Origin of the sequence: Sandaracinobacteroides hominis (assembly GCF_016464365.1) — a bacterium.
GTDB lineage: Bacteria > Pseudomonadota > Alphaproteobacteria > Sphingomonadales > Sphingomonadaceae > Sandaracinobacteroides > Sandaracinobacteroides hominis.
In genome coordinates this window covers 1-21131 of sequence record NZ_JADCUC010000008.1, presented here as the reverse complement: position 1 = coordinate 21131, position 21131 = coordinate 1, and the positions used below count along the sequence as shown (strand labels likewise).

The following is a 21131-nucleotide window of genomic DNA, read 5'->3' as shown; positions in this document are numbered from 1 at the left end:
CCAAGCTTGCCTTTTCGCCGCCCGGTCGCTATGCGCCCCCTCTTTCCGGGCTGGTCGGAACCAGCCAAACCCCAAGGAACCCCGAACATGGCCAAGCAAGGCATCCATCCCGAATACCACACCATCAAGGTGCAGATGACCGACGGCACCGTCTTCGAAACCCGCTCCACCTGGGGCAAGGAAGGCGACACGCTGGCGCTCGACATCGATCCCAAGAGCCACCCGGCCTGGACCGGTGGCGCTGCCAAGCTGCAGGATGGCGGCCGCGTCGCCAAGTTCAACAAGCGCTTCGGCGGCTTGTCGGCGATGGGCAAGAAATAAGCCGATTTGCGGGGCGGTTCATCCGCCCCGCCTTCGCACTCGCGTTTTCCCTACCTTGACGGCAAGCCCGTCGGGGGCCGAAACTCCACCCCAACAGGAGATCGGAACATGGGCCTGAAGGACGACATGCCGCTGCTCGCGCGCCACGAAGGCGTATGGGCCGGCACCTACAGAATCTACGACGCCGCCGGAAAACTGGTGGACGAGCACAGCTCGCGAGTCGTCTGCCGCTTCCCGGATGACGGCCCCTATTCCTACCTGCAGACCAACAATTACAGCTGGCCAGACGGCCGCACCGTCTCGCAGCACGTTCCCGCCAACTATCGCGACGGCCGCATCTGGTGGGAAGGCGACGTCATCCGCGGATGGGCCTGCGAACTGCCGCTCGACGAAAAGGGCCGCTCCCTCGTGCTCTACTGGCAGCATGTCGCCGACCCGGATCTCTACCTCTACGAAATGGTCCAGCTCTCGGACGACGGCAAGAAGCGCTGCCGCACCTGGCACTGGATCCGCAACGGCGAGCTGGAAACCCGCACCGCAATCGAGGAAAAACTGGTAACGCGCGACTGGCGGGCGGAGGACGACAAGCTGAAGAAAGCCGCCTGATGCGGCCTGTGCCGCTGCTGCGCGCAGCCGACATGCGCGCCGCAGAGGAAAGCTGGTTCGCCGCCGGCCACGACAGCTACGCCCTGATGCAGACCGCGGCCGCCGCCGTCGCCGAAAGGGCAGGGACGATGGCCGGTCCAGCGGCGAGACTCCTCATCCTCGCAGGCCCCGGCAACAATGGCGGAGACGGCCACCTCGCCGCCGTCGCGCTCGCCGCCCGTGGCTTCCACGTGCATGTTCAGCGCCTCGGCGCCCCCTCCACCCCGGATAGCCGCCGCGCCGCCGCCGAATGGACGGGCGCAACCGGCCCGGCAGACCCGGCCGGCTTCGACCTGATCGTCGACGCCCTGTTCGGCATCGGCCCCAAGCGCCCGCTCGCAGGCGACGCCGCCGCCCTGGTCACGGCTGCCAACGCCAGCGGCCGCCCCATCCTCTCCGTCGACATCGCCAGCGGTCTCGATGCCGACACCGGCGCCGCCGCCGGCCCGGCGATCGAAGCAACAGCGACACTCAGCTTCCACACGGCAAAGCCCGGCCACCTCCTCCTTCCCGGCCGGCTGCACACCGGCCGCCTGCACATCGCCGACATCGGCCTTCCTGCCCCCACCGGCGCCACCCTCTTCGAAAACAGCCCGGCGCTCTGGTCGCTGCCCCGCCCGCAACCCAACACCCATAAATATGCCCGCGGCGCTGCCCTGGTCTGGTCCGGCCCGGCGCTTGCCACCGGCGCTTCCCGTCTTGCCGCACAGGCAGCGCTCCGGATCGGCGCAGGCGCCGTCACGCTGGCCGGCCCCCGCGACGCCCTCCTCGTCCACGCCGCCCATGTCACCGCCATCATGCTCGCCGAAGCCGGCCCGCAAGACTTCGCCCGCCTGCTGGACAACCCGAAACTGCGCGCCGCCTGCGTCGGGCCGGGCGCAGGCAGCAACGCACGCTGCGTGGCGGGCGCAGCCCTGCAATCCGGCAAGCCTCTCGTCCTCGATGCCGACGCGCTGACCGCCTTCGAAGCCGATCCCGCCCATCTCTTCCGCCTGATCCGCCGCCACCCGCGCGACGTCGTCCTCACCCCGCACGAAGGCGAATTCAGCCGCCTCTTCCCGGGCCTCACGGGCAGCCGCCTCGAACGCGCCGCCGAAGCCGCCAGCCAATCCGGCGCCACGATCGTCTTCAAGGGCTCAGACGGCGTCATCGCCTCCCCCGAAGGCCGCGCCAGCATCGCCACCAACGCGCCAGCATGGCTTGCAACCGCCGGCTCGGGGGACGTCCTCGCCGGCTTCATCACCGGCCTCCTCGCGCAAGGAATGCCCGCCTTCGAAGCCGCCTCTGCCGCCAGCTGGATCCACGCCGAACTCGGCAACCGGCTGGGCGCAGGCCTCATCGCCGAAGACCTCGCAGGCCCGGAAATCCGCCCCATCCTCGCCGGTCTTTAACCCGCAGACTTCTCCAGCATCAGCCCACGCGTCGCCGTCAGCAGCGCCGCCTCCAGTCCGGCGCCACCATCGGCCACGCCTGTCCGCGCGCCGATCCGCACCTCGCCCGGCCCGCCGCTCGCCGACAGATCATAGGCCATCACCTTGGCGTTCGCGATCAGCGCCTGCTGCGCGTCCACCTGCCCGGCGGGGATCAGCGCCGCAAACTCGTCGCCGCCCCAGCGCGCCAGCATCCCCGGCGGCGCCACGGCAGCCGCCAGCCGCCCGGCCACCTGCCGCAGCAGGGCATCGCCAACGATATGCCCATGGCAATCGTTCACCGCCTTGAAGCCGACCAGATCGATCAGGATCAACGCCTTCTCGCCCTCCATCGCGTCCCAGTGCAGCTCCAGCCCGCGCCGGTTCGGCAGCCCGGTCAGCACGTCGGTCATCGCCACCTGCCGCCACATTTTCGCCTGCCGCCGCATCTGCACCAGCCCGAACAGCAAGCCCAGCACCAGCAATCCCAGGATCGGCGACAGCGTAGCCAGCACCAGCACCGAAACCGGGATCATCCGCCCTCAGCCGATCGTTTCGGTCGGATAGACGCCAAAGGCCTGCTCGCGCAGCAGATAGCCGGACCGCCCCTGGCCCTCCACCCGGCACCAGCGGTCGGCACACATCGTCACCCGCATCACCACGCCCGGCTCGGCCCGCAGCACGATCGGCGAGGAAAGATCAGGCCGCGCCCGCAGTTCCCGCGTCTGCTTCGTGATCTGCACCGTGCGGTCGGTCGACAGCATCGCCCGGTCCATCCAGCCCTCGGTGCCGTCGGCGTCCTTCACCTTGCGCCACACATTCCACTCGCTCACCACTTCCAGCGGCGTGCCGGGGCGCACATACACCCAGGTGACGGGATATTCCTTGCCCGGCCCGGCCCGCATATAGGCCTTGCCGGCCCTCAGCGACGCAAAGCGCGGCACCGGCAGGCCGGATCGGTTCTTCATCGCATCCTTGTTCGTGGGCTGCACGGCAGCAGGCGCCGGCGCAGCCTCTTGCGCCAGGGCATTTCCCGCCAGCAGCAAGGGGATAAGGGCAAGAGCGAAACGCATAATGCTCCCTGCCAAGCCGGCGCTCCCCTTGCAAGCCTTGCGCCCGGCCCTCGGTGCAGCATAAGCATGCAGCATGTCAGCCAGTCGCTTCCGCAAATATGACCGCAAGCTCCGCGTCACCGTCTCCCGCCGGCTGCCGCAAGCGGTCGAAACCCGGATGGCAGAGCTGTTCGACGTCCAGCTCAACTACGAGGACAAGGCGCTCTCCCGCGCCGAACTCGCCGCCGCCATGGCGGATACCGATGTCTTCGTCCCCACCGTCACCGACGAGATCGACGCCGCCCTCATCCAAGGCGCCGGCGAGCAGCTGAAGCTCATCGCCAATTTCGGCACCGGCGTCGATCATATCGATCTCGCCGCCGCCCGCACCCGCGCAATCGCCGTCACCAACACGCCGGGCGTCCTCACCGAAGATACCGCCGATCTGGTGATGGCTCTCATCCTCTCGGTGCCCCGCCGCCTGTCCGAGGGTGAGAAGCTCGTCCGCGCCGGCAAATGGGCCGGCTGGACGCCCACAGGCATGCTCGGCCACCGCATCACCGGCAAGCGCCTCGGCATCGTCGGCATGGGCCGCATCGGCCAGGCCGTCGCCGCCCGCGCCCGCGCCTTCGGCCTCGCCATCCACTACCACAACCGCCACCGCCTGCCGAAGGCCGTCGAATCCACGCTGGAGGCCACCTGGTGGCCCACGCTGGACGCCATGCTCGAGCGCGTCGATTTCGTCAGCCTCAACTGCCCGGAAACCCCCGAAACCCGGCACATGATCAACGCCGAGCGCCTCCGCCTGATGCCCAGCCACAGCTACCTCATCAACGTGGCGCGCGGCGGCCTCGTAGACGAAGAGGCGCTGATCGCCGCGCTTGGCACCGGCGGCATCGCCGGGGCGGGCCTCGACGTTTTCGAGCACGAACCCGCCGTCTCGCCCAAATTGCTCAAGCTGCCCAATGTCGTGCTGCTGCCGCACATGGGCTCGTCCACCTTCGAAGGCCGGCAGGCGATGGGGGAAAAGGTCATCACCAACATCCGCGTCTTCGCAGACGGGCACCGCCCGCCCGATCAGGTACTGGCAGAGTTCTGATCCACCCGTGATCCGCGAAAAGGAACTTCGCCTCGCGCTCGTCTGCTACGGCGGCGTCAGCCTCGCCGTCTACATGCACGGCGTCACGAAAGAACTGTGGAAGCTGCTGAAGGCGAGCGAAGGCCGCAAATGCGGCCGGGAGCTCCCCGGCGACACCGAGCCCGTCTGGCGCGACATGCTAAACGCCATGGCCGACACCGTCGATCTCACCGTCATGTGCGACATCCTCGCCGGCGCTTCCGCCGGCGGCATCAACACCGTCCTCCTCTCCAATGCCATCACCGTGGGCGAGACGCTGGAGCCGCTCACCGATATGTGGCTGGAAGAGGCCGACGTCGACAGGTTGCTCGATCCGGCCGCGCGCTCCAGATCCCCGCTCGCCCAGCGGTTCGCACATTTCTACAAGGAGCCGGTCGCCTGGTTCGCCGCCCGCCGCTCGGCCACGCTCGCCTCGGTCGATGTGCCGGAGGTCCGCGCCGAAATCGCCGCCAAGCTCGCCGGCTTCGTCCGCAGCCGCTGGTTCCAGCCGCCCTTTTCGGGCGAAGTCCTCACCGCCATGATCGATCGCGCCATGGACGCCATGGCAAGCGCCCCAAAGGGGCCGCCGCTGCTGCCGCCAACCTTGCCGCTCGATCTCTACGTCACCGTCACCGACTATTGGGGGATGGAGGGCGAACTTGCCATCCACTCGCCCCCCATCGTCACCGAGCGCGAACACCGCCGCCTGTTCGCCTTCTATTCGCCAGCCGTCACCCGCCGCCGCGGCGTCGCGCATGAACCGGTCTTCGGCGAGCGCCTCCCGGCTGCAGAACGCCCCGCGCTGCTCCTCGCCGCCCGCGCCACCTCCTGCTTCCCCGGCGCCTTCCCCCCGGCTACCATATCAGAAGTCGATCGCCGGCTCGAACAGACCTGCGCCGCATGGCCCGGCCGCGCCGAATTCGTCCGCACCCAGCTCGCCGGCGACCGCGCCCCCGAAGACATCGCGCTGATAGACGGCAGCGTCCTCAACAACGCCCCCTTCGGCCCGGCCATCAACGCCGTCCGCCTGCGCGCCGCCCACCGCGAAACCGACCGCCGCTTCGTCTATGTCGATCCCAACCCCGGCTCCGGGCAGGAGCAGAACGGCAACGGCAAGGCCCCCGGCTTCTTCAATGTCATCTTCCGCTCGATGGCCGGCATCCCGCGCGAACAGCCGATCCGCGACAGCCTGGAGGCGATCAACGCCCTGTCCACCCGCATCCGCCGGGTAAAGCATGTGATCGATTCGATGACACCTGCCGTCGACGCCGCCATCGTCCGCGCCGTCGGCGCCCGCTTCTTCCTGCTGAAGGTCACCCCCGAACGCCTGTCAAAGGCCCGCTCGCGCATCCAGTCGCTCGCCGCCGCAGAGGCCGGCTTCGCCTTCGCCGCCTATGCCCAGCTGAAGCTCCGCGTCGTCCTGGAGGAAGCCGTCGGCCTTCTGGTCCGCGCCGCCCGGCTGGGCAAGGCCGACGCCGCCCGGCTGCAAATCGCCATCCTCGAGGAAGCCGCCGCGCGCGGCGCCTTCGCGCACGATGCCGCGGTCGAGCGCGGGGCAGACGCATCGGGCTATGTCCGGGTCCTGAAGCAGCTCGACATCGGCTTCCGCGTCCGCCGCCTCAGCTTCTTCATCCGCCGCCTGTCGCTCGCCATCATCGAAACCACCGATCCCGAGGAACGCGCCGCCTGCGAAACGCTGAAGGCAACGCTGCACGCCGTCGCCGCTCCCTTCCAGAACCGCCGCGCCCCCTCCGATCCGCCGGAAGCCGAGGCACTCGCCATCGCCGCCCGCGCCATTCTCGCCGCCGCCACCCCGGTCGAACGCGCCGAGGCTGCCGGCTACGCCATAGACCGGCTCGGAATCGCGCTCGGCCTGTCGTCGCTCGATGCCGAAGCCGACCGCGTGCTGGTGGATGCCGTCAACAACCCCGGTTTCAGCCGCGACATGCGCCGCAGCCTGATCCGCGCCTGGCTCGGCTTCCCCTTCTACGACATCGCCATCCTGCCGCTGATGCAGGACGAAGCTGCCGACAGCTTAGACGAGATGAAGGTGGATCGCATCTCCCCCGACGATGCCTTCGCCCTGCGCAAGGGCGGCGCCCGTGCCACGCTGAAGGGGTGGCAGCTGAACGCCTTCGCCGGCTTCTTCAGCCGCGCCTACCGCGAGAACGACTATCTCTGGGGCCGCCTGCACGCGGCGGAACGGCTGGTCGATATCGTCATCAGCGCTGCACCGGAAACGTCATTCGACGCCGACCATTGGAAGGGCTTGCTTTTCAATGCCATATTGTCGGCGGAAAAGACCCGGCTAAGGCAGGTGCAACCGCTGATCGCCGAACTTGAGGGGGAAATGCAGAGATGGGGCAGCAAAACGCCATAAGCCTGGATCGTCGATCGCTTCTGGCCGCAATCGCCGCCGGCGCCGCGTCGGCGTCGGCGCCGGCCTTCGGTCGCGGCAGCACCCACCCGGCCGTGCAGGCCCTGCTCGATGCCTATGTGGCAGAAGGGCTGGTCCCCGGCGCCGTCGTCGGCATCGTCAGGCCGGGCCGCTTCCAGCCCGTCTGGATCCGCTCCGGCAAGACCCTGTTCGAAGGCGGCGTGCCCGTCGATCCCGAAACCCTGTGGCGGGTCTATTCGATGACCAAGCTCGTCACCGGCATCGCGGTGATGCAGCAGGTTGCCGCCGGCAAGCTCTCCATCGACACCCCCATCGCCGACGTCATGCCGGAATTCCGCCAGATGCGGGTCCTGGTCGACCCCAGGAAAGGCCTCGACAGCCGCCCGGCAACCAAACCGATCCTCGTCCGCCATCTCCTCACCCACACGGCAGGCTTCACCTACGCCTTCAATCAGGGCCTGCTCGAAGACGAATACAAGCGCGTCGGTCTGCAGCCGATGTCCAGCGGCGCCCTGCTGCAGCAAGGCGCCCCGGCGCCCGACCTCACCGGCTACATGCAGCGCCTCGCAACGCTGCCATTGGCCGCCGAGCCCGGCTCGAAATGGCAATATTCCATCTCGCTCGACGTCGCCGGCGCTCTGCTCGAACGCCTCACCGGCAAGACGCTGGACCGCGTCTTCGCCGAACAGCTGTTCGAGCCGCTCGGCATGAAGGACACCGGCTTCTGGGTAAGCCCCGCCCAGCAAAAGCGGCTGGCAGGCCTGTATCTCTGGCGCGATTCCGCCTGGAAGATGCTGGACAAACCCCGCCTGATCGACAGCGCCGAAAAGAGCGATTACGCCACGCGCCCCGTCATGCTGGCCGGCGGCGCGGGGCTGGTGTCTTCCGCCGAAAACTTCGCCCGCTTCGCCCAACTGATGCTCAACGAAGGCCTGTTCGAAGGCAGGATGCTGCTCCCGCGCGGCACGGCCCGCCTCGCCATGGCCAATCTGATGGAGCCCGGCGTCTATTTCGCCGAAACGCAGGGCAACGGCGCAGGTGGCCGCTCCGTCCTCTATCAAAGCATCGGCCCCAATCCGGAAAGCTACAATGTGCAGGTCTGGGGCTGGGGCGGCGCCGCCAGCACGCTGTTCCACGTCGATCCCGTCCGCCAGCAGGCCGTCGTGCTGATGCTGCAGTCGCTCGGCAACGAGAAAGGCCCCACCGAGGAACGGCTCAATCGCGCGCTGGCCTCGGATGCCGCCCGGCAATAATTTTGCACGGCGGCACGTTCTGGGTCACATTGCGGTCCTCGAATGGGGGGATGTCAGATGGCACTGAAGAACCATCCGCTTCGCAGCCGTATTGGGGCAGAGATCCACATGCGCCGGATGGCTGCGCTGCAGGCGCCATGCCAGATGCTGCAGGTGGTGCGGATCGTCGAAGCCGCCGACCATGGGCGCGAACGCGCACATGCCGCTGCCATGCCGGGCGTTGTCCGGTCAGAGGCGCAGTCCGGTGTCAGCCACATCTCCGGCGTCGCTGCGGGCGGCATCGCCTATATGTGGGAACGGCACAGCGAAGCGACGACGTCCACGGTTGTTCTGCCGCGCCGGGCCGCGGCCGGCGTGTTCGCCGACGAGCAGAATGATGCAGAGGCGATGCGCTGGCTCAGCGATGCCCCGGGCAGCGTGATCAGGGCAGTCCGCATCGGCATCGTCGCAACCGGTCGCGAAGCAGAGGCCGTTGCGGCGACCTGCAGTTTTGCCGAAAGCGATCTGGTCTCCTGCTATCTCGGCAAGGCCCGGATCTGGACGGACTTTCACACCCGCGGCGACGGTTTTGGCCGCCTGCTCGTCGCCGCCAACGGCGTCCCCCCCAATGATCTCGGCCGACTGGTGCAGCGGGTTCAGGAGCTGGGAAACTATCGCAACATGGCGCTGATGGGGCTCCCGCTCGCTCAGGAAAAGGCCCGCGAGGTTGCAGAGGCGGAAGCCGCGATCGTCGATCTGGCCGGCCGCATGGCCGCAGGCGAGGACGACCGCGCCTTGCTGGACGAGCTCTCGGCCTTGGCGTCCCGGGTAACTTCGCTGACAGCAGCCACGGCCTATCGCATGAGCGCGACCGCCGCCTATGCGGCGATCGCAACGGATCGGCTGCAGCAGCTCGACTGCACCCCGGTAGAAGGCTGCCTCACGCTCGACGAGTTCACCGAGCGCCGCCTGCTGCCAGCTGCACGCACCTGCTCCTCGTTCGTGCTGAGGCTGGAAAGCCTGTCCGGACGGATCGAGCGCGCGACCTCGCTGCTGCGCACGCGCGTGGAAATGTCGGTAGAGGAGCAGAATGTCGCGCTGCTCCAGTCGATGAACCGCACCGCCGTCCGACAGGTGCGCATCCAGAAGCTCGTCGAAGGACTCTCGGTGATGGCGGTCAGCTACTATGCCGTCGGCCTGCTCTCCTATCTGGCAAAGGGCGTTTCCGCCGCTTTGGGCACCCACGCGGAGATTCTTGCCGCTGCGGCCGTCATTCCCGTCCTGCTGGTCGTCTGGATCTACCTGCGCGGCAAGGTCAGGCGCATCGAGCAGGAAGGCGAGGACTAAGGTTTAACCCAGTCGCGCAAGCGCCCATTCGGCGGCTTCGGAAACGACGGGATCCGCATCCGCAAGCAGGGCCGCCACGGCGGGCCTCAGGCCCGCAAGTCCGCTGTTGCCGGCCGCATAGAGGCAGTTGCGCACAAGGCGATTGCGCCCGATCCGCTTGACGGGAGAGCCCGAGAAGACCGCGCGAAAGGCCGCATCGTCCAGCGCAAGCAGATCGGCAAGCCGGGGTGCCGCCAGTTCCGCACGCGGCAGCAGCGCCGGATCGGCAGCAGACGTCGCCAGGCTGTTCCACGGGCAGGCGTTCAGGCAATCGTCGCAGCCATAGATGCGGTTCCCCAGTCTCTCGCGAAACTCCAGCGGTATCGGCCCCTTGGCCTCGATCGTCAGATAGGAAATGCAGCGCCGCGCATCCACCCGGTAAGGCGCCACAATGGCCCCCGTCGGGCAGGCATCGATGCACGCCGTGCAGCTCCCGCAGGTCGCAACCGCCGCCTCCTCGCGCGCCTCCTCCAGCTCCACGCTGGTATAGATCGCGCCCAGAAACAACCAGTTGCCATGTTTGCGCGACAACAGGTTCGAATGCTTCCCCTGCCACCCCAGCCCGGCAGCCGCCGCCAGCGGCTTCTCCATCACCGGCGCGGTATCCACGAAAACCTTCAGCTCAGCCGGCCAGCGCTCCACCATCCAGCGCGCCAGCGCCTTCAGCTTCGATTTCACCACATCATGATAGTCCCGCCCCAGCGCATAGACGGAAATGGTGGCAAGCTCCGGCCGCTCCAGATTGCGCGCCGGGTCCAGCGCCGGCGTATAGGGCAGCCCCAGCATCACCACCGAGCGAACCCCGGGCCACAACCCCGCCGGCGATCCGCGCTCCGCCGCGCGCGCTTCCATCCACAGCATCTCGCCGTGGCAGCCGTCCGCAATCCACTGGTTCAGCCGCGCCGCGCTTTCCGGCGCCGCATCCGCCCGCGCCACCCCAAACGCCACAAAGCCAAGCCGCTCCGCCTCGGCCCTGAGGTCAGAAGTCGAGCTTGTCATAGTCCGGCGGCGGGCGAACACCCTCCATCCGATCGGCCAGCAGCGCCCGGAAGCTCGGCCGCGACTTCAGCGCCGAATACCAGATTTTCGCCGCCTGATGCCCGCCCCAGTCGATCCCGCCCAGATAATCCGCCACCGAAATCTGCGCCGCGGCATGGATATCGGCGATGCCAAAGGTCGGCCCCGCCAGCCAGCGGTTCTCGTCCAGCAGGTCGTCCACATATTGCAGGTGCAGTTCCGCGCCCCGGTTCGCATTCCGAATGGCAATCCCGTCGGGCATCTCCCGGCTGATCACCCGCTTGTACATCCGCTCCGCCAGCAAAGGCGCCGTCACCTCGGCATAGAAGCGCTGCGCAAACCAGAAGGCCAGCCGCCGCGCTTCCGCCCGTTCCAGCGCGCCGGCCCCCAGCAGCGGCGGCCGCTCCACCGTCTCGTCCAGCCACTCCAGGATCGCGTTGCTGTCGCACAGCACGGCGGTGCCATTTTCCAGCACAGGGGTCTGGATCGCAGGGTTCAACCGCGACAGCGTCTCCCCGCGCTCCCACGGATAGGCCAGCACCAGCTCGGCAGGCACACCCTTCTCTGCCATCGCAAAGCGAACGGCGCGGCTGAAGGGACAAAGAGGAAACTGATGCAGGCGCCACATTCTGTCCGTCTATTAGCGCAGGCGTTGCCAAGCGCCAGCACCAACATTGCTTTCCGTTACGGAAGGGCTTCCGCCCTTTTGCCAGCTTGGAATGGCAACCTGCCTTTGCTACCCCTCGCGCCCAAGGAGAGAGCATATGGATCTGGCGTTCAGCCCCGAAGACAACGCGTTCCGCGACGAAGTCCGGACGTTCATCGCCGAAAACTATCCGGCACGCCTGCGCGGCCTGCAGGAAGAGGGCGAAGAGCTCAGCAAGGAGGACTTCCTCGCCTGGCACCAGATCCTCGGCAAAAAGGGCTGGGCGGCGCCGGCATGGCCCGTCCAATATGGCGGCACCGGCTGGACGGCGACGCAGCGCTACATCTTCTCCGAGGAATCCGCCCGCGCCGAGACCATCCCGCCGCTGCCCTTCGGCATCGCCATGGTCGGCCCCGTCATCTACACCTTCGGCACCCCCGAGCAGAAGGCCCAGCATCTCCCCGGCATCCTCGCCGGCACCACCTGGTGGTGCCAGGGTTATTCCGAGCCCGGCGCCGGCTCCGATCTCGCCTCGCTCCGCACCAGGGCGGAACGTATCACCGAGGACGGCAAGGACTATTACATCGTCAACGGCCAGAAGACCTGGACCACGCTCGCGCAGCACGCCGACTGGGGCTTCTTCCTCGTCCGCACCGACGCCACGGCAAAGCAGCAGGAGGGGATAAGCTTCCTCCTCATCGACATGAAAACGCCGGGCATCACGATAAAGCCGATCATCACGCTGGGCGGCGAGCATGAAGTCAACGAAGTCTGGCTCGACAATGTGAAGGTGCCGGTCGAAAACCGCGTCTACGAGGAAAACAAGGGCTGGACCTGCGCCAAGTTCCTGCTCGCCCACGAGCGGACCGGCATCGCCGGCGTCGCCCGCTCCAAGCGCGGCATCGAAAAGCTGAAGGAAATCGCGAAGACAGAGCAGGACGGGCAGGGCAGCTCGCTGCTCGCCAACCCCTTCTTCCGCCGCAAGGTCGCCGATCTCGAAACCGATCTCACCGCGCTCGAGTTCACCGAACTGCGCACGCTCGCCGGCGAAGCCTCGGGCAAGGGCCCGGGGCCTGAATCCTCGCTCCTCAAGGTGAAGGGCACGGAAATCCAGCAACGCATCACCGAGCTGGTGCTGGAATGTGCCGGCAACTACGCCGCGCCCTATTTCCGCGAATTCCCCGAAGGCTCCAACGAATATCCGATCGGCCCGGAATTCGCGCACCGCGCGGCGCCCACCTATTTCAACATGCGCAAGACATCGATCTACGGCGGCTCGAACGAGATCCAGCGCAACATCATCGCCAAGATGGTGCTGGGGCTCTGACCAACTCGTCGCCCCGGGCGCGATCCGGGGCCGCCTGATTCAAGATATTCCGGGAGGATAGTTTGGACTTCAACTTCACCGAAACGCAGTCGATGCTGCGCGACACGCTCGGCCGTTACCTCGCCGACAACTACGACTTCGACAAGCGGCAGGCGATGCTTGCCCGCGACGGCGGCCGCGATCCCGGCCAGTGGAAGGCGCTCGCCACCGAGCTCGGCATCCTCGGTGCTGCGCTCCCGGAACAATATGGCGGCTTCGGCGGCGGCCCGATCGACAGCATGGTGCTGATGGAAGAACTCGGCCGCGCCATCGCCGTCGAGCCCTATATCCCTACCGTCGTCATCGGCGCCGGCGCCCTCGTCGCCACCGGCGGCGAACATGCCGAAACGCTCGTCCCCGCCATCATCGGCGGCGAAGCCATCATCGGCGCCGGCTTCTACGAGCCGCAGGGCCGCTACAACCTCGCCGACCTGAAGACCACGGCAAAGGCCGACGGCTCCGGCTGGACGCTGAACGGCCACAAGGCCGTCGTCCTCGCCGCGCCCTACGCCACGCACCTGCTGGTCACGGCCCGCACGGCAGGCAGCCAGCGCGAAGCCAGGGGCGTCTCCCTGTTCCTGGTCGAAGCCAACACCAAGGGCGTCGTCCGCCGCGACTACCCCACGGTCGACGGCAACATGGCCTCGGAAGTCTATTTCGAAAACGCCAATGTCGGCCCGCACGCCCTGCTGGGCGCCGAAGGCGGCGCCCTGCCGCTTGTCGAGCAACTGATCGACCACGCCACCATGGCCGCCTGCGCCGAGGCCACCGGCGCCATGCGCAAGCTGCACGAACTGACGCTGGATTACGCCAAGCAGCGCAAGCAGTTCGGCAAGGCCATCGGCGAGTTCCAGGTGATCCAGCACCGCCTCGTCGACATGTTCATGGAGGCCGAACAGGCGACCTCGATGACCCTGATGGGCACGCTGCGCCTCGACGATCCGGAACGCACGAAGTGGGTGAGCCAGGCCAAGGCCAAGGTCAACAAGGGCGCCCGCCTGCTGGGCCAGGCGGCCGTGCAAACCCATGGCGGCATCGGCATCACCACCGAACTCGCAGCCGGCCACTATTTCAAGCGGCTCTCCATCCTGGAGACGCAATATGGCGACTACGACTATCACATGGGCCGCCTCGAAGCGCTGATCTGAAGGAAGGCGCGGCCTCCGCCAACCGAGGCCGCGCCCGCCCTGTCCTACAGGCGAGGTTCCTGCCATGGATGGGCAATGCGGCAGCTACGGCACGCACGAAACTCCCCTGTCCTACACAAGTCCGCTTCGCTACGCGCGCACCCGCACGCGCCGGCGCACGTACGCACGAGTCGGTGGGAAGTTTGGGAACTTTGCCAGGGCAAATCCCTAAAAGGCCTGACCTCAGCGTTGCGCGCCGGGTTTCGCCACCTCCGCCGCCATCCACGTCCGCATCTCCCTCTCCAGCACCGGCAAGGGCACCGCGCCCATCCCCAGTATCCGGTCATGGAACGCCCGCTGGTCGAACTTCGGCCCCAGCTTCGCCTCCGCCTCGGCCCGCAGCCGGCGGATCGTCAGCTCCCCCAGCTTGTAGGCCAGGGCCTGCCCCGGCCAGCTGATATAGCGATCGACCTCATTGGTGATTTCCAGATCGGAAAGCGCCAGATGATCCTTCATATAGTGCAGCGCCTTCTCGCGGCTCCAGCCATATTCGTGCATGCCGGTATCCACCACCAGCCGCACCGCGCGCCACATCTCATAGCTCTGCCGCCCGAACTCCTTATAGGGCGTGTCATACACCCCCATCAAAGTCCCCAGCCACTCGGTATAGAGCCCCCAGCCCTCGCCATAGCCCGAGAAATACAGCTCCTTTCGGAAGTCGGGCCGCTCCGGCGCCTCCAGCGCCAGCGCCGCCTGGAAGCTGTGCCCCGGCGTGCATTCGTGCAGCGTCAGCGCCGGCAGCGAATACATAGGCCGCGAGTCCAGCTTGTATGTGTTCATCATGCAGTTCTCGAGCCCGCCGCGGCCGCTGGTATAGATGGGGGCAATGGCATCCGGCACCGGCACGATTCCATGCCGAAAGCGGGGCAGGGTGCCGAAATAGTCCTTCAGCTGACCATTCACTTCCATCACCACATAGGCGGTCTCCGCCAGCAGCTCGTGCGGGGTCTTCGCATAGAATTGCGGGTCGCTCTTCAGAAAGGCGATGAAGTCCTTCAGGCTGCCGTCGAAGCCGGCGGCGGCCTTGGTCTTTTCCATGTCGGCCTGGATGCGCGCCACTTCCTTCAGGCCCAGCTCGTGGATTTCGCGCGGCGTCATGTCGGTCGTGGTAAAGGCCTTCACCTGAGCCGCATAAAAGGCCCGGCCATCCGGCATGTCCGACGCGCCGATGCTTTTCCGCGCGTTGGGAATATAGTCGTTGCGGATGAAGTCGCTCAGCCGCGTGAAGGCAGGCACCGCAGCTTCGCGGATCGCCGCCTCGCCATCGGCCCGCAGCGCCGCCTGCTCGGCAGCCGGGATTGTCGTCGGCATCGACCTGAACGGTGCAAGGAGCGGGTTGCTCGCATCCGCCTTCAGATAGGGGTCTATGGTCTTCTCGCGCCCCACCAGCGTCTGTTTCGGATTGCTGAAGCCGCGCTTCAGCCCGGCGCGCATGTTGGCGATATTCTCGTCGAAATAGCGCGGCACATCGCGGATCCGGGCGATATAGCGGCGATACTGGTCGGCATCGGCAAAGCCTTCGCCCGAATAGGGCGCGATATCGGCCCAGAAGAAGCTGTCGGCGTTGAACGGGATCTCATATTGTTTCCAGCGGATTTCCGAAGCGCTGGTTTCCACCATGGAGCGGAAAACCTGCGCATTCACCCGCTCTTCCGGAGACAGCTGGTCCAGCGGAATGGCGTCCAGCTGTTTCAGCACATCCTGCCAATAGGCCAGCCGTGCCGCCTGCGATTTCGGATCCACCCGCGGCAGCCGGTCGCCCATCGACTCCGGACCGAACCCGGGCAGCCGCCCTTCCTCCGCCCGCCGCCAGGCAAACTCCGCCGCATACAGCGCCTTCAGCCGCGAATCGGCTGTCCCTGCCTCGGCGGCTGCGCCGCCGGTCGGTGCCGCAAGGGCCACGGGCGCCGATGACAGCAACAGCATCGTTCCGGCAGCGGCCAACAGTCGTGTTGCAATCATCGCGATCCCCAATCCCTTGCCTTGCCCCTTCGATACGCATTTGGTCAGCCGCCATTCAACAGCGAAGTCGCAACATTTCCGCCATGAAACGCCTTCTGGTCCCGATTCTCGCCGGCCTCTCCCTCGCCGGATGCATGACACTCGACGATTGGTCAGAGGCGCCCGGCTCTGATCGCTACGGCTATGATTATCCCGCCCCGGTGGGCTGGTGGGGGCAGAATGCCGCCTCCATTGACCTCTTCTATGGCCCGCTCTCGCAATATGGCCGCTGGGGCAGCTACCCCGGCTATGGTCAGGTGTTCTGGCCCGGCAACGTCGGCTCCGGCTGGAGCCCGTACAGCCGCGGCTACTGGCGAACCGACAGCCGCTATGGCCGCCGCTGGGTCTCGCAGGAGCCGTTCGGCTGGGCGACCTACCATTATGGCCGCTGGGGCCAGGACCCCCGGCTCGGCTGGTACTGGGTGCCCGATACCCGCTTCGGCGGCTCCTGGGTCGATTGGCGCTCCGATGGCATGTGGTCGCCCAGCGCCCCCTATGGCTATCGCGGCCGCAACCCGTGGATCGGCAAGCCGCGTCCGGAAAAACCCGACGCAGGCCGGCCCCGTCCCGGCGATCAGGTCGCAACGCCACGACCGCCGTTCCGCATCCCGCCGAATTCCCATCCCCGCACCCCGCCCGAATGGCAGGGCGGCGAACGTCCCGCACAGGTCGACCAGTCGGCCGGCAACGGCCAGCGCCCGCCCCGCCCCCAATGGCAGCGCGGAGAGCGTCAGCCGGGCCAGCAGGCATGGCAGGGCGGCAACCGCCAACCGCCGCAGGGATGGCAGGGCGGCCAACGTCCCGGCCTGAACCGGCAACCGCCGCCGGCAAGGCCCCCACAGGCCCAGCCGGAACAATCCCGGCCCCGGCAAGAGGTCGCCCGTCCGCAACGCCAGCCTCAGGCAAGCCAGCCCTCGCGCAGCACCCAGCGCGAGGTCCGTTCGCAGGGGCGTTCGGTAGTGAACGACCAATAGCGAGAAGAAAGCAGTTGCACGACTTTGCTGCACCGCACAGTATGCGGATGTGACAGCACGCGCCTTCGACGAGACATTTGGATTTGCGCCCTTTGGCGGAGACGATGTTCGCGCTGCCTACGGTGAAGTCGCCCGCTGGCTGAAGTCGGCCCCGCCCGAGCTGCTGGAAACCCGGCGCCGGCAGGCAGAGCTTTTCTTCCGCCGCATCGGCATCACCTTCGCCGTCTACGGAGACCCGGACGCACAGGAACGACTGATCCCCTTCGATATCGTCCCAAGGGTGATTTCCGGCACCGAATGGAAGGGCCTGGAGGAAGGCCTCACCCAGCGCGTGCAGGCGCTCAACATGTTCCTTGCCGATGTCTACGGCCCGCGCGAGTGCATAAAGGCCGGAATCGTCCCGGAGGAACTGATCCTCCTCAACCCCCAGTTCTGCCTGCCGCAGGTGGGCCGACGCCCGGCCAAGGATGTCTGGGTGCACATCGCCGGCATCGACCTGGTCCGCACCGGCCCCGACGAATTCTTCGTGCTGGAAGACAATGCACGCACGCCCTCCGGCGTTTCCTATATGATGGAAAACCGAGAGGTGATGCTCCGCCTCGTGCCGGAAATGATCCATGCCCTCGCCTCCACCGGCGGCCTGCGCCCTGTCGAAACCTACCCTGAAACCCTGCTGGAGACGCTGACCTCGGTGGCGCCGGCAACCTGTTCCGGAGAGCCGAGCCTCGCGCTGCTGACGCCGGGCATCCACAACAGCGCCTATTACGAACATAGTTTCCTCGCCGATAAGCTGGGCGTCGAGCTGGTCGAGGGCTCTGACCTCTTCGTCCACAGCGATGTGCTCTACATGCGCACCACCGAAGGGCCGAAGCGGGTCGACGTCCTCTATCGCCGGGTCGATGATGATTTCATCGACCCGCTGCAGTTCCGCAGCGACTCCGCTCTGGGGGTGCCGGGCCTCGTCAGCGCCATCCATGCCGGCAACCTGACGCTCGCCAACGCCATCGGCACCGGTATTGCCGACGACAAGGCGATCTATAGCTACATGCCGGAAATCGTGCGCTTTTTCACCGGCCGCGATCCTCTTCTGCACAATGTGCCCACCTGGCGCTGCCGCGAGCCGGATTCGCTCGGCTATGTGCTCGACAATCTGCACGAGCTGGTCGTCAAGGAAACCGACGGTTCCGGCGGTTATGGCATGCTGGTCGGCCCACACGCCACGCAGGCGGAGCGCCAGGTCTTCGCCGCCCGGCTGAAGGCCAATCCGCAGCATTATATCGCCCAGCCGACACTGGCGCTCAGCACCTGCCCCACGCTCACCGCTTCCGGCCTCGCTCCTCGCCACGTCGATCTCCGCCCCTTTGTCCTTACCGGCGCGAACGGCGTGAAGATCATCCCCGGCGGGCTGACGCGAGTAGCGCTGAAGGAAGGCTCGCTGGTGGTGAACTCCAGCCAGGGTGGCGGCACCAAGGATACCTGGGTGGTCGACAGCCCGGCGGTGGGCGACTTCGGTGGCGAAAGCCGTGGTCCCTACGATACCGAAACCCCGGCGAGTCTCGTCTGAGATGCTGTCGCGGTCTGCTGCAAATCTCTACTGGATGGGCCGCTACCTGGAGCGGGCCGACTATCTCTGCCGCCTGATCGACGCCACTGTTCGCCTCGCCTCGCTCCCTGCCTCGCACGGCGGCGCGCAGCCGGCCTGGGAAAGCGCCATCCGATCGGCGGCGGTCGACATTGGCTTTACCGAGCGGAACCTGCCCTTCGACGAGCTGAATGTCGGCCATTATCTTACCGTGGAAACGGAAAATTCCAGCTCCATCCGTCGGTGCCTGGAGGCTGCGCGCTCAAATGGCCGCGCCGTCCGAACTGCCCTCACGCTGGAGACGTGGGAGGCCGTCAACGACGCCTGGCATGAAATCCAGCGCTATGGGCAGGGGCCGATCGACAGCACCACGCTGGTCAGGCTTGCCGACAGCATCAAGAGCGCGCTGCTCAGTTTCGACGGCGCCGCCCACCGTACCCAGCTGCGCGAGGCGACCTACTGGTTCCTGCGCCTCGGTACCACCGTCGAACGCGCCGACAACACCGCACGCCTGCTCGACGTGAAATACCATCTGCTGCTGCCGCGCAGCGAGCCGGTGGGCGGCAGCCTCGACTATTTCCAGTGGACGACGCTGCTGCGCACGGTCTCCGCGCTCACCGCCTATCGCTGGGTCTATCGCGAATCCGTGAAGCCCTGGCTGGTGGCCGACCTGTTGGTCTTCAATCGCGCCATGCCGCGGTCGCTGATCGCCTGCCTTGAGGATGCCGTCTGGCTGCTTGATCAACTTGCGGCCTCGCGCGGACGGCGCGGGCCGGCCAACCGGGTTGCAGCCACATCGCTGCGCAAGCTTGCCGCGACCGATATCGACACGCTGTTTCAGTCCGGGCTGCACGAATTCCTGCTGGCCTTCATTGCTGACAACAACAGGCTGGGCGACGCTATCGCCGAGCAATATCTGTTCTGAGCGGGAGAGGGCACATGCAGATCAGTATCGATCACATCACCACCTACCGCTACACCGAGCCGGCCACCGGCATCGTCCAGAAACTGCGGCTTACACCCCGCGACAACGACCATCAGCAGGTGGTGAACTGGCGGATCGATGTCGACGCCGACGGCCGGCTGGTGATGGCGCAGGATCCGCATGGCAACCACTGCCACCTCTTCTATGCAGATGGCCCTGTCGAAGCGCTGACTCTGCATGTCAACGGCACCGTCATCACCTCGGATTCGCATGGCGTCGTGCGTGGCACCGACGAGCCGCTGGTGCCGATCATCTATCGCCGCTCAACAGACCTGACGGAAATCACCCCGGCAATCGCCGCCTTCGCCGAGCCGTTCCGCCATGCAGACCCTCTGGAAACCCTCCATGCGCTGATGCTGGGGGTAAAGGACCGCATGCAGTTCGAACCCGGGATCACCAACGTGGTGACCAATGCCGATTCCGCGCTGCAACTCGGGCGCGGCGTTTGCCAGGACCTCTCGCAGATTTTCATCGCTGCCGCCCGCCACCTCCAGCATCCGGCGCGCTATGTCTCGGGCCATTTCGCAGCTTCCGAGCATCCGGAGCAGGAGGCGGCGCACGCCTGGGCGGAGGCCTATATTCCCGATCTCGGCTGGGTAACCTTCGATCCCACGCACGGAATTTCGGGTTCCGAGGCGCATATCCGCGTCGCCGTCGGCCTTGACAGCCTCGATGCCGCGCCCGTGCGCGGCTCCCGGCGCGGCGGGGGTACAGAATCGCTTGCGGTTGGCGTCTTCGGGCGGCAATCCGGCAGTCAGGGCCAGTCGCAGATTCAGAGCCAATCCTGACGCGCGCAGAAGGGCCAAAGGGAGCCGAATGACCTATTGCGTCGGGTTGCTGGTGAAGGAAGGGCTGGTGATGCTGGCCGACACCCGCACGAACGCCGGCATCGACAACATATCCATCTACCGAAAGCTCCGCGTCTTCGGCGAAGAAGGTAAGCGCATCATCGCCCTGACGGCGGCAGGCTCGCTCAGCACAACCCAGTCGCTGGTCAACCGTCTCAACGAAGGCGTGCTCATGCCGGGGAAGGAAGAGCCCGAGTTCGTGGAAACCGCGCCCACCATGTTCCGGGTCGCCCAGATCGTCGGCGAGGCGCTTGTCGGCGCCAAACGCGACATTGAGTCCGTGGTGCAGCAGCAGGAGGATGTCAGCCTTGATGTCACGCTGCTGGTCGGTGGCTCGATAGACGGCCGCGCCCCGCGCCTGTTCATGATCTATGGCGAGGGCAATTTCATCGAGTGCGGGATGGACACGCCCTATTTCCAGATCGGCGAACTGAAGTACGGCAAGCCGATCCTAGACCGCATGCTGAACTATCGCACGCCACTGCCAAAGGCGATCAAGGTGGCGCTGGTAAGCATGAACAGCACCATGCGTTCGAATCTGGGCGTAGGCCTGCCCATCGACATGCTGGTGATGCGTCCGGGCCAGTCCAGCGTCACCCTGACCCGGATCGACGAGGACGATGAATATTACCACGATCTCGGCGCCCGCTGGACGAAGGCGCTGTCCCAGGCAATCGACGGCATCCCCGAGCCGAGCTACCCGATCCCTGGAGCCTAGGCGGGATCGACATTCAGGATTTCCAAACGTGTTGATCGCTGATTCATAGGGCTCCGTGTTGAACGCGGAGCGGACGATGGGGATCAAGCGGTACGAGTTGAACGATGCGCAGTGGGCGAGGATCGCGCTGCTGCTGCCGGGCAAGGCGGGGGATCCTGGACGGACGGGGTCGGATAACCGATTGTTTGTGAACGGATGTTTGTGGGTTCTGAGATCTGGAGCGCATTGGTGCGACCTGCCTGAGCGC

At 66.5% G+C, this 21131-nt stretch carries 20 protein-coding genes; 15 read left to right on the top strand and 5 right to left on the bottom strand.

What is annotated here, in order from left to right; translation table 11 throughout:
* Positions 1–87 precede the first annotated feature (87 nt).
* From rpmE to IM784_RS14870, 3 genes are all read left to right on the top strand, one after another.
* Positions 88–321: a 50S ribosomal protein L31 gene (gene rpmE / locus IM784_RS14880; RefSeq protein WP_199556144.1), complete on the top strand. Its 234-nt coding sequence runs from the start codon at positions 88–90 to the stop codon at positions 319–321.
* 108 nt (positions 322–429) lie between these two features.
* The gene (locus IM784_RS14875; protein ID WP_199556143.1) at positions 430–927 is read left to right on the top strand and encodes a DUF3598 domain-containing protein; all 498 of its coding nucleotides are present in this window, start codon (positions 430–432) and stop codon (positions 925–927) included.
* Positions 927–2357: an NAD(P)H-hydrate dehydratase gene (locus IM784_RS14870; RefSeq protein ID WP_199556142.1), complete on the top strand. Its 1431-nt coding sequence runs from the start codon at positions 927–929 to the stop codon at positions 2355–2357. Before IM784_RS14875 ends, IM784_RS14870 begins: the two co-directional genes overlap by 1 nt.
* Here the strand turns inward: IM784_RS14870 and IM784_RS14865 are convergent.
* On the bottom strand, positions 2354–2911 hold the full coding sequence (locus IM784_RS14865) for a GGDEF domain-containing protein (protein WP_199556141.1): 558 nt from the start codon (positions 2909–2911) through the stop codon (positions 2354–2356). The two genes, IM784_RS14870 and IM784_RS14865, sit on opposite strands and share 4 nt — an antisense overlap.
* A 6-nt stretch (positions 2912–2917) precedes the next feature.
* On the bottom strand, positions 2918–3448 hold the full coding sequence (locus IM784_RS14860) for an SH3 domain-containing protein (RefSeq protein ID WP_199556140.1): 531 nt from the start codon (positions 3446–3448) through the stop codon (positions 2918–2920).
* Between the two features lie 73 nt (positions 3449–3521).
* Here IM784_RS14860 and IM784_RS14855 point away from each other — a divergent pair, with 73 nt between their 5' ends.
* The 4 genes from IM784_RS14855 to IM784_RS14840 are packed head-to-tail and all read left to right on the top strand — an operon-like array spanning position 3522 to position 9521.
* Positions 3522–4526, top strand: coding sequence for a 2-hydroxyacid dehydrogenase (locus IM784_RS14855; protein ID WP_199556139.1), 1005 nt, complete (start codon positions 3522–3524; stop codon positions 4524–4526).
* A gap of 7 nt (positions 4527–4533) precedes the next feature.
* A complete protein-coding gene (locus IM784_RS14850) occupies positions 4534–6924 on the top strand; it encodes a patatin-like protein (RefSeq protein ID WP_199556138.1) in 2391 nt (796 codons plus the stop codon).
* A complete protein-coding gene (locus IM784_RS14845) occupies positions 6903–8195 on the top strand; it encodes a serine hydrolase domain-containing protein (protein WP_199556137.1) in 1293 nt (430 codons plus the stop codon). The genes IM784_RS14850 and IM784_RS14845 overlap by 22 nt, the downstream gene beginning before the upstream one ends.
* Before the next feature lie 57 nt (positions 8196–8252).
* Positions 8253–9521 (top strand): DUF3422 domain-containing protein, encoded by a 1269-nt coding sequence (locus tag IM784_RS14840; protein WP_199556136.1) that lies wholly within the window; start codon positions 8253–8255, stop codon positions 9519–9521.
* A 3-nt stretch (positions 9522–9524) separates the two neighbouring features.
* Here the strand turns inward: IM784_RS14840 and queG are convergent, their stop codons facing one another.
* Positions 9525–10559: a tRNA epoxyqueuosine(34) reductase QueG gene (gene queG / locus IM784_RS14835; protein WP_199556135.1), complete on the bottom strand. Its 1035-nt coding sequence runs from the start codon at positions 10557–10559 to the stop codon at positions 9525–9527.
* Positions 10540–11205 (bottom strand): glutathione S-transferase family protein, encoded by a 666-nt coding sequence (locus IM784_RS14830; protein ID WP_199556134.1) that lies wholly within the window; start codon positions 11203–11205, stop codon positions 10540–10542. Before IM784_RS14830 ends, queG begins: the two co-directional genes overlap by 20 nt.
* A gap of 136 nt (positions 11206–11341) precedes the next feature.
* Here IM784_RS14830 and IM784_RS14825 point away from each other — a divergent pair, with 136 nt between their 5' ends.
* Together IM784_RS14825 and IM784_RS14820 are read left to right on the top strand one after the other, a co-directional pair.
* Entirely contained in the window at positions 11342–12550 is a 1209-nt protein-coding gene (locus IM784_RS14825) for an acyl-CoA dehydrogenase family protein (protein WP_199556133.1), read from the top strand.
* Positions 12551–12612: 62 nt separating this feature from the next.
* Positions 12613–13737 (top strand): acyl-CoA dehydrogenase family protein, encoded by a 1125-nt coding sequence (locus IM784_RS14820; RefSeq protein ID WP_199556132.1) that lies wholly within the window; start codon positions 12613–12615, stop codon positions 13735–13737.
* Between the two features lie 222 nt (positions 13738–13959).
* On the opposite strand, the gene IM784_RS14815 is transcribed toward IM784_RS14820, so the two are convergent.
* Positions 13960–15702 (bottom strand): DUF885 domain-containing protein, encoded by a 1743-nt coding sequence (locus tag IM784_RS14815; protein ID WP_235977412.1) that lies wholly within the window; start codon positions 15700–15702, stop codon positions 13960–13962.
* A gap of 119 nt (positions 15703–15821) precedes the next feature.
* Here IM784_RS14815 and IM784_RS14810 point away from each other — a divergent pair, with 119 nt between their 5' ends.
* The 6 genes from IM784_RS14810 to IM784_RS14785 all read left to right on the top strand — a co-directional run.
* Complete coding sequence (locus IM784_RS14810; protein ID WP_199556130.1) at positions 15822–16751, top strand: DUF6600 domain-containing protein; 930 nt, start codon at positions 15822–15824, stop codon at positions 16749–16751.
* A gap of 49 nt (positions 16752–16800) precedes the next feature.
* Positions 16801–18315, top strand: a complete 1515-nt coding sequence (locus IM784_RS14805) for a circularly permuted type 2 ATP-grasp protein (RefSeq protein WP_199556129.1) — start codon at positions 16801–16803, stop codon at positions 18313–18315.
* Between the two features lies 1 nt (position 18316).
* Positions 18317–19258: an alpha-E domain-containing protein gene (locus IM784_RS14800; RefSeq protein ID WP_199556128.1), complete on the top strand. Its 942-nt coding sequence runs from the start codon at positions 18317–18319 to the stop codon at positions 19256–19258.
* 14 nt (positions 19259–19272) lie between these two features.
* Complete coding sequence (locus tag IM784_RS14795) at positions 19273–20106, top strand: transglutaminase family protein (RefSeq protein ID WP_199556127.1); 834 nt, start codon at positions 19273–19275, stop codon at positions 20104–20106.
* Between the two features lie 28 nt (positions 20107–20134).
* Positions 20135–20884: a peptidase gene (locus IM784_RS14790; RefSeq protein WP_199556126.1), complete on the top strand. Its 750-nt coding sequence runs from the start codon at positions 20135–20137 to the stop codon at positions 20882–20884.
* A gap of 82 nt (positions 20885–20966) precedes the next feature.
* The coding region (locus IM784_RS14785; RefSeq protein ID WP_199556229.1) for a transposase at positions 20967–21131 on the top strand (165 nt) is incomplete at its 3' end.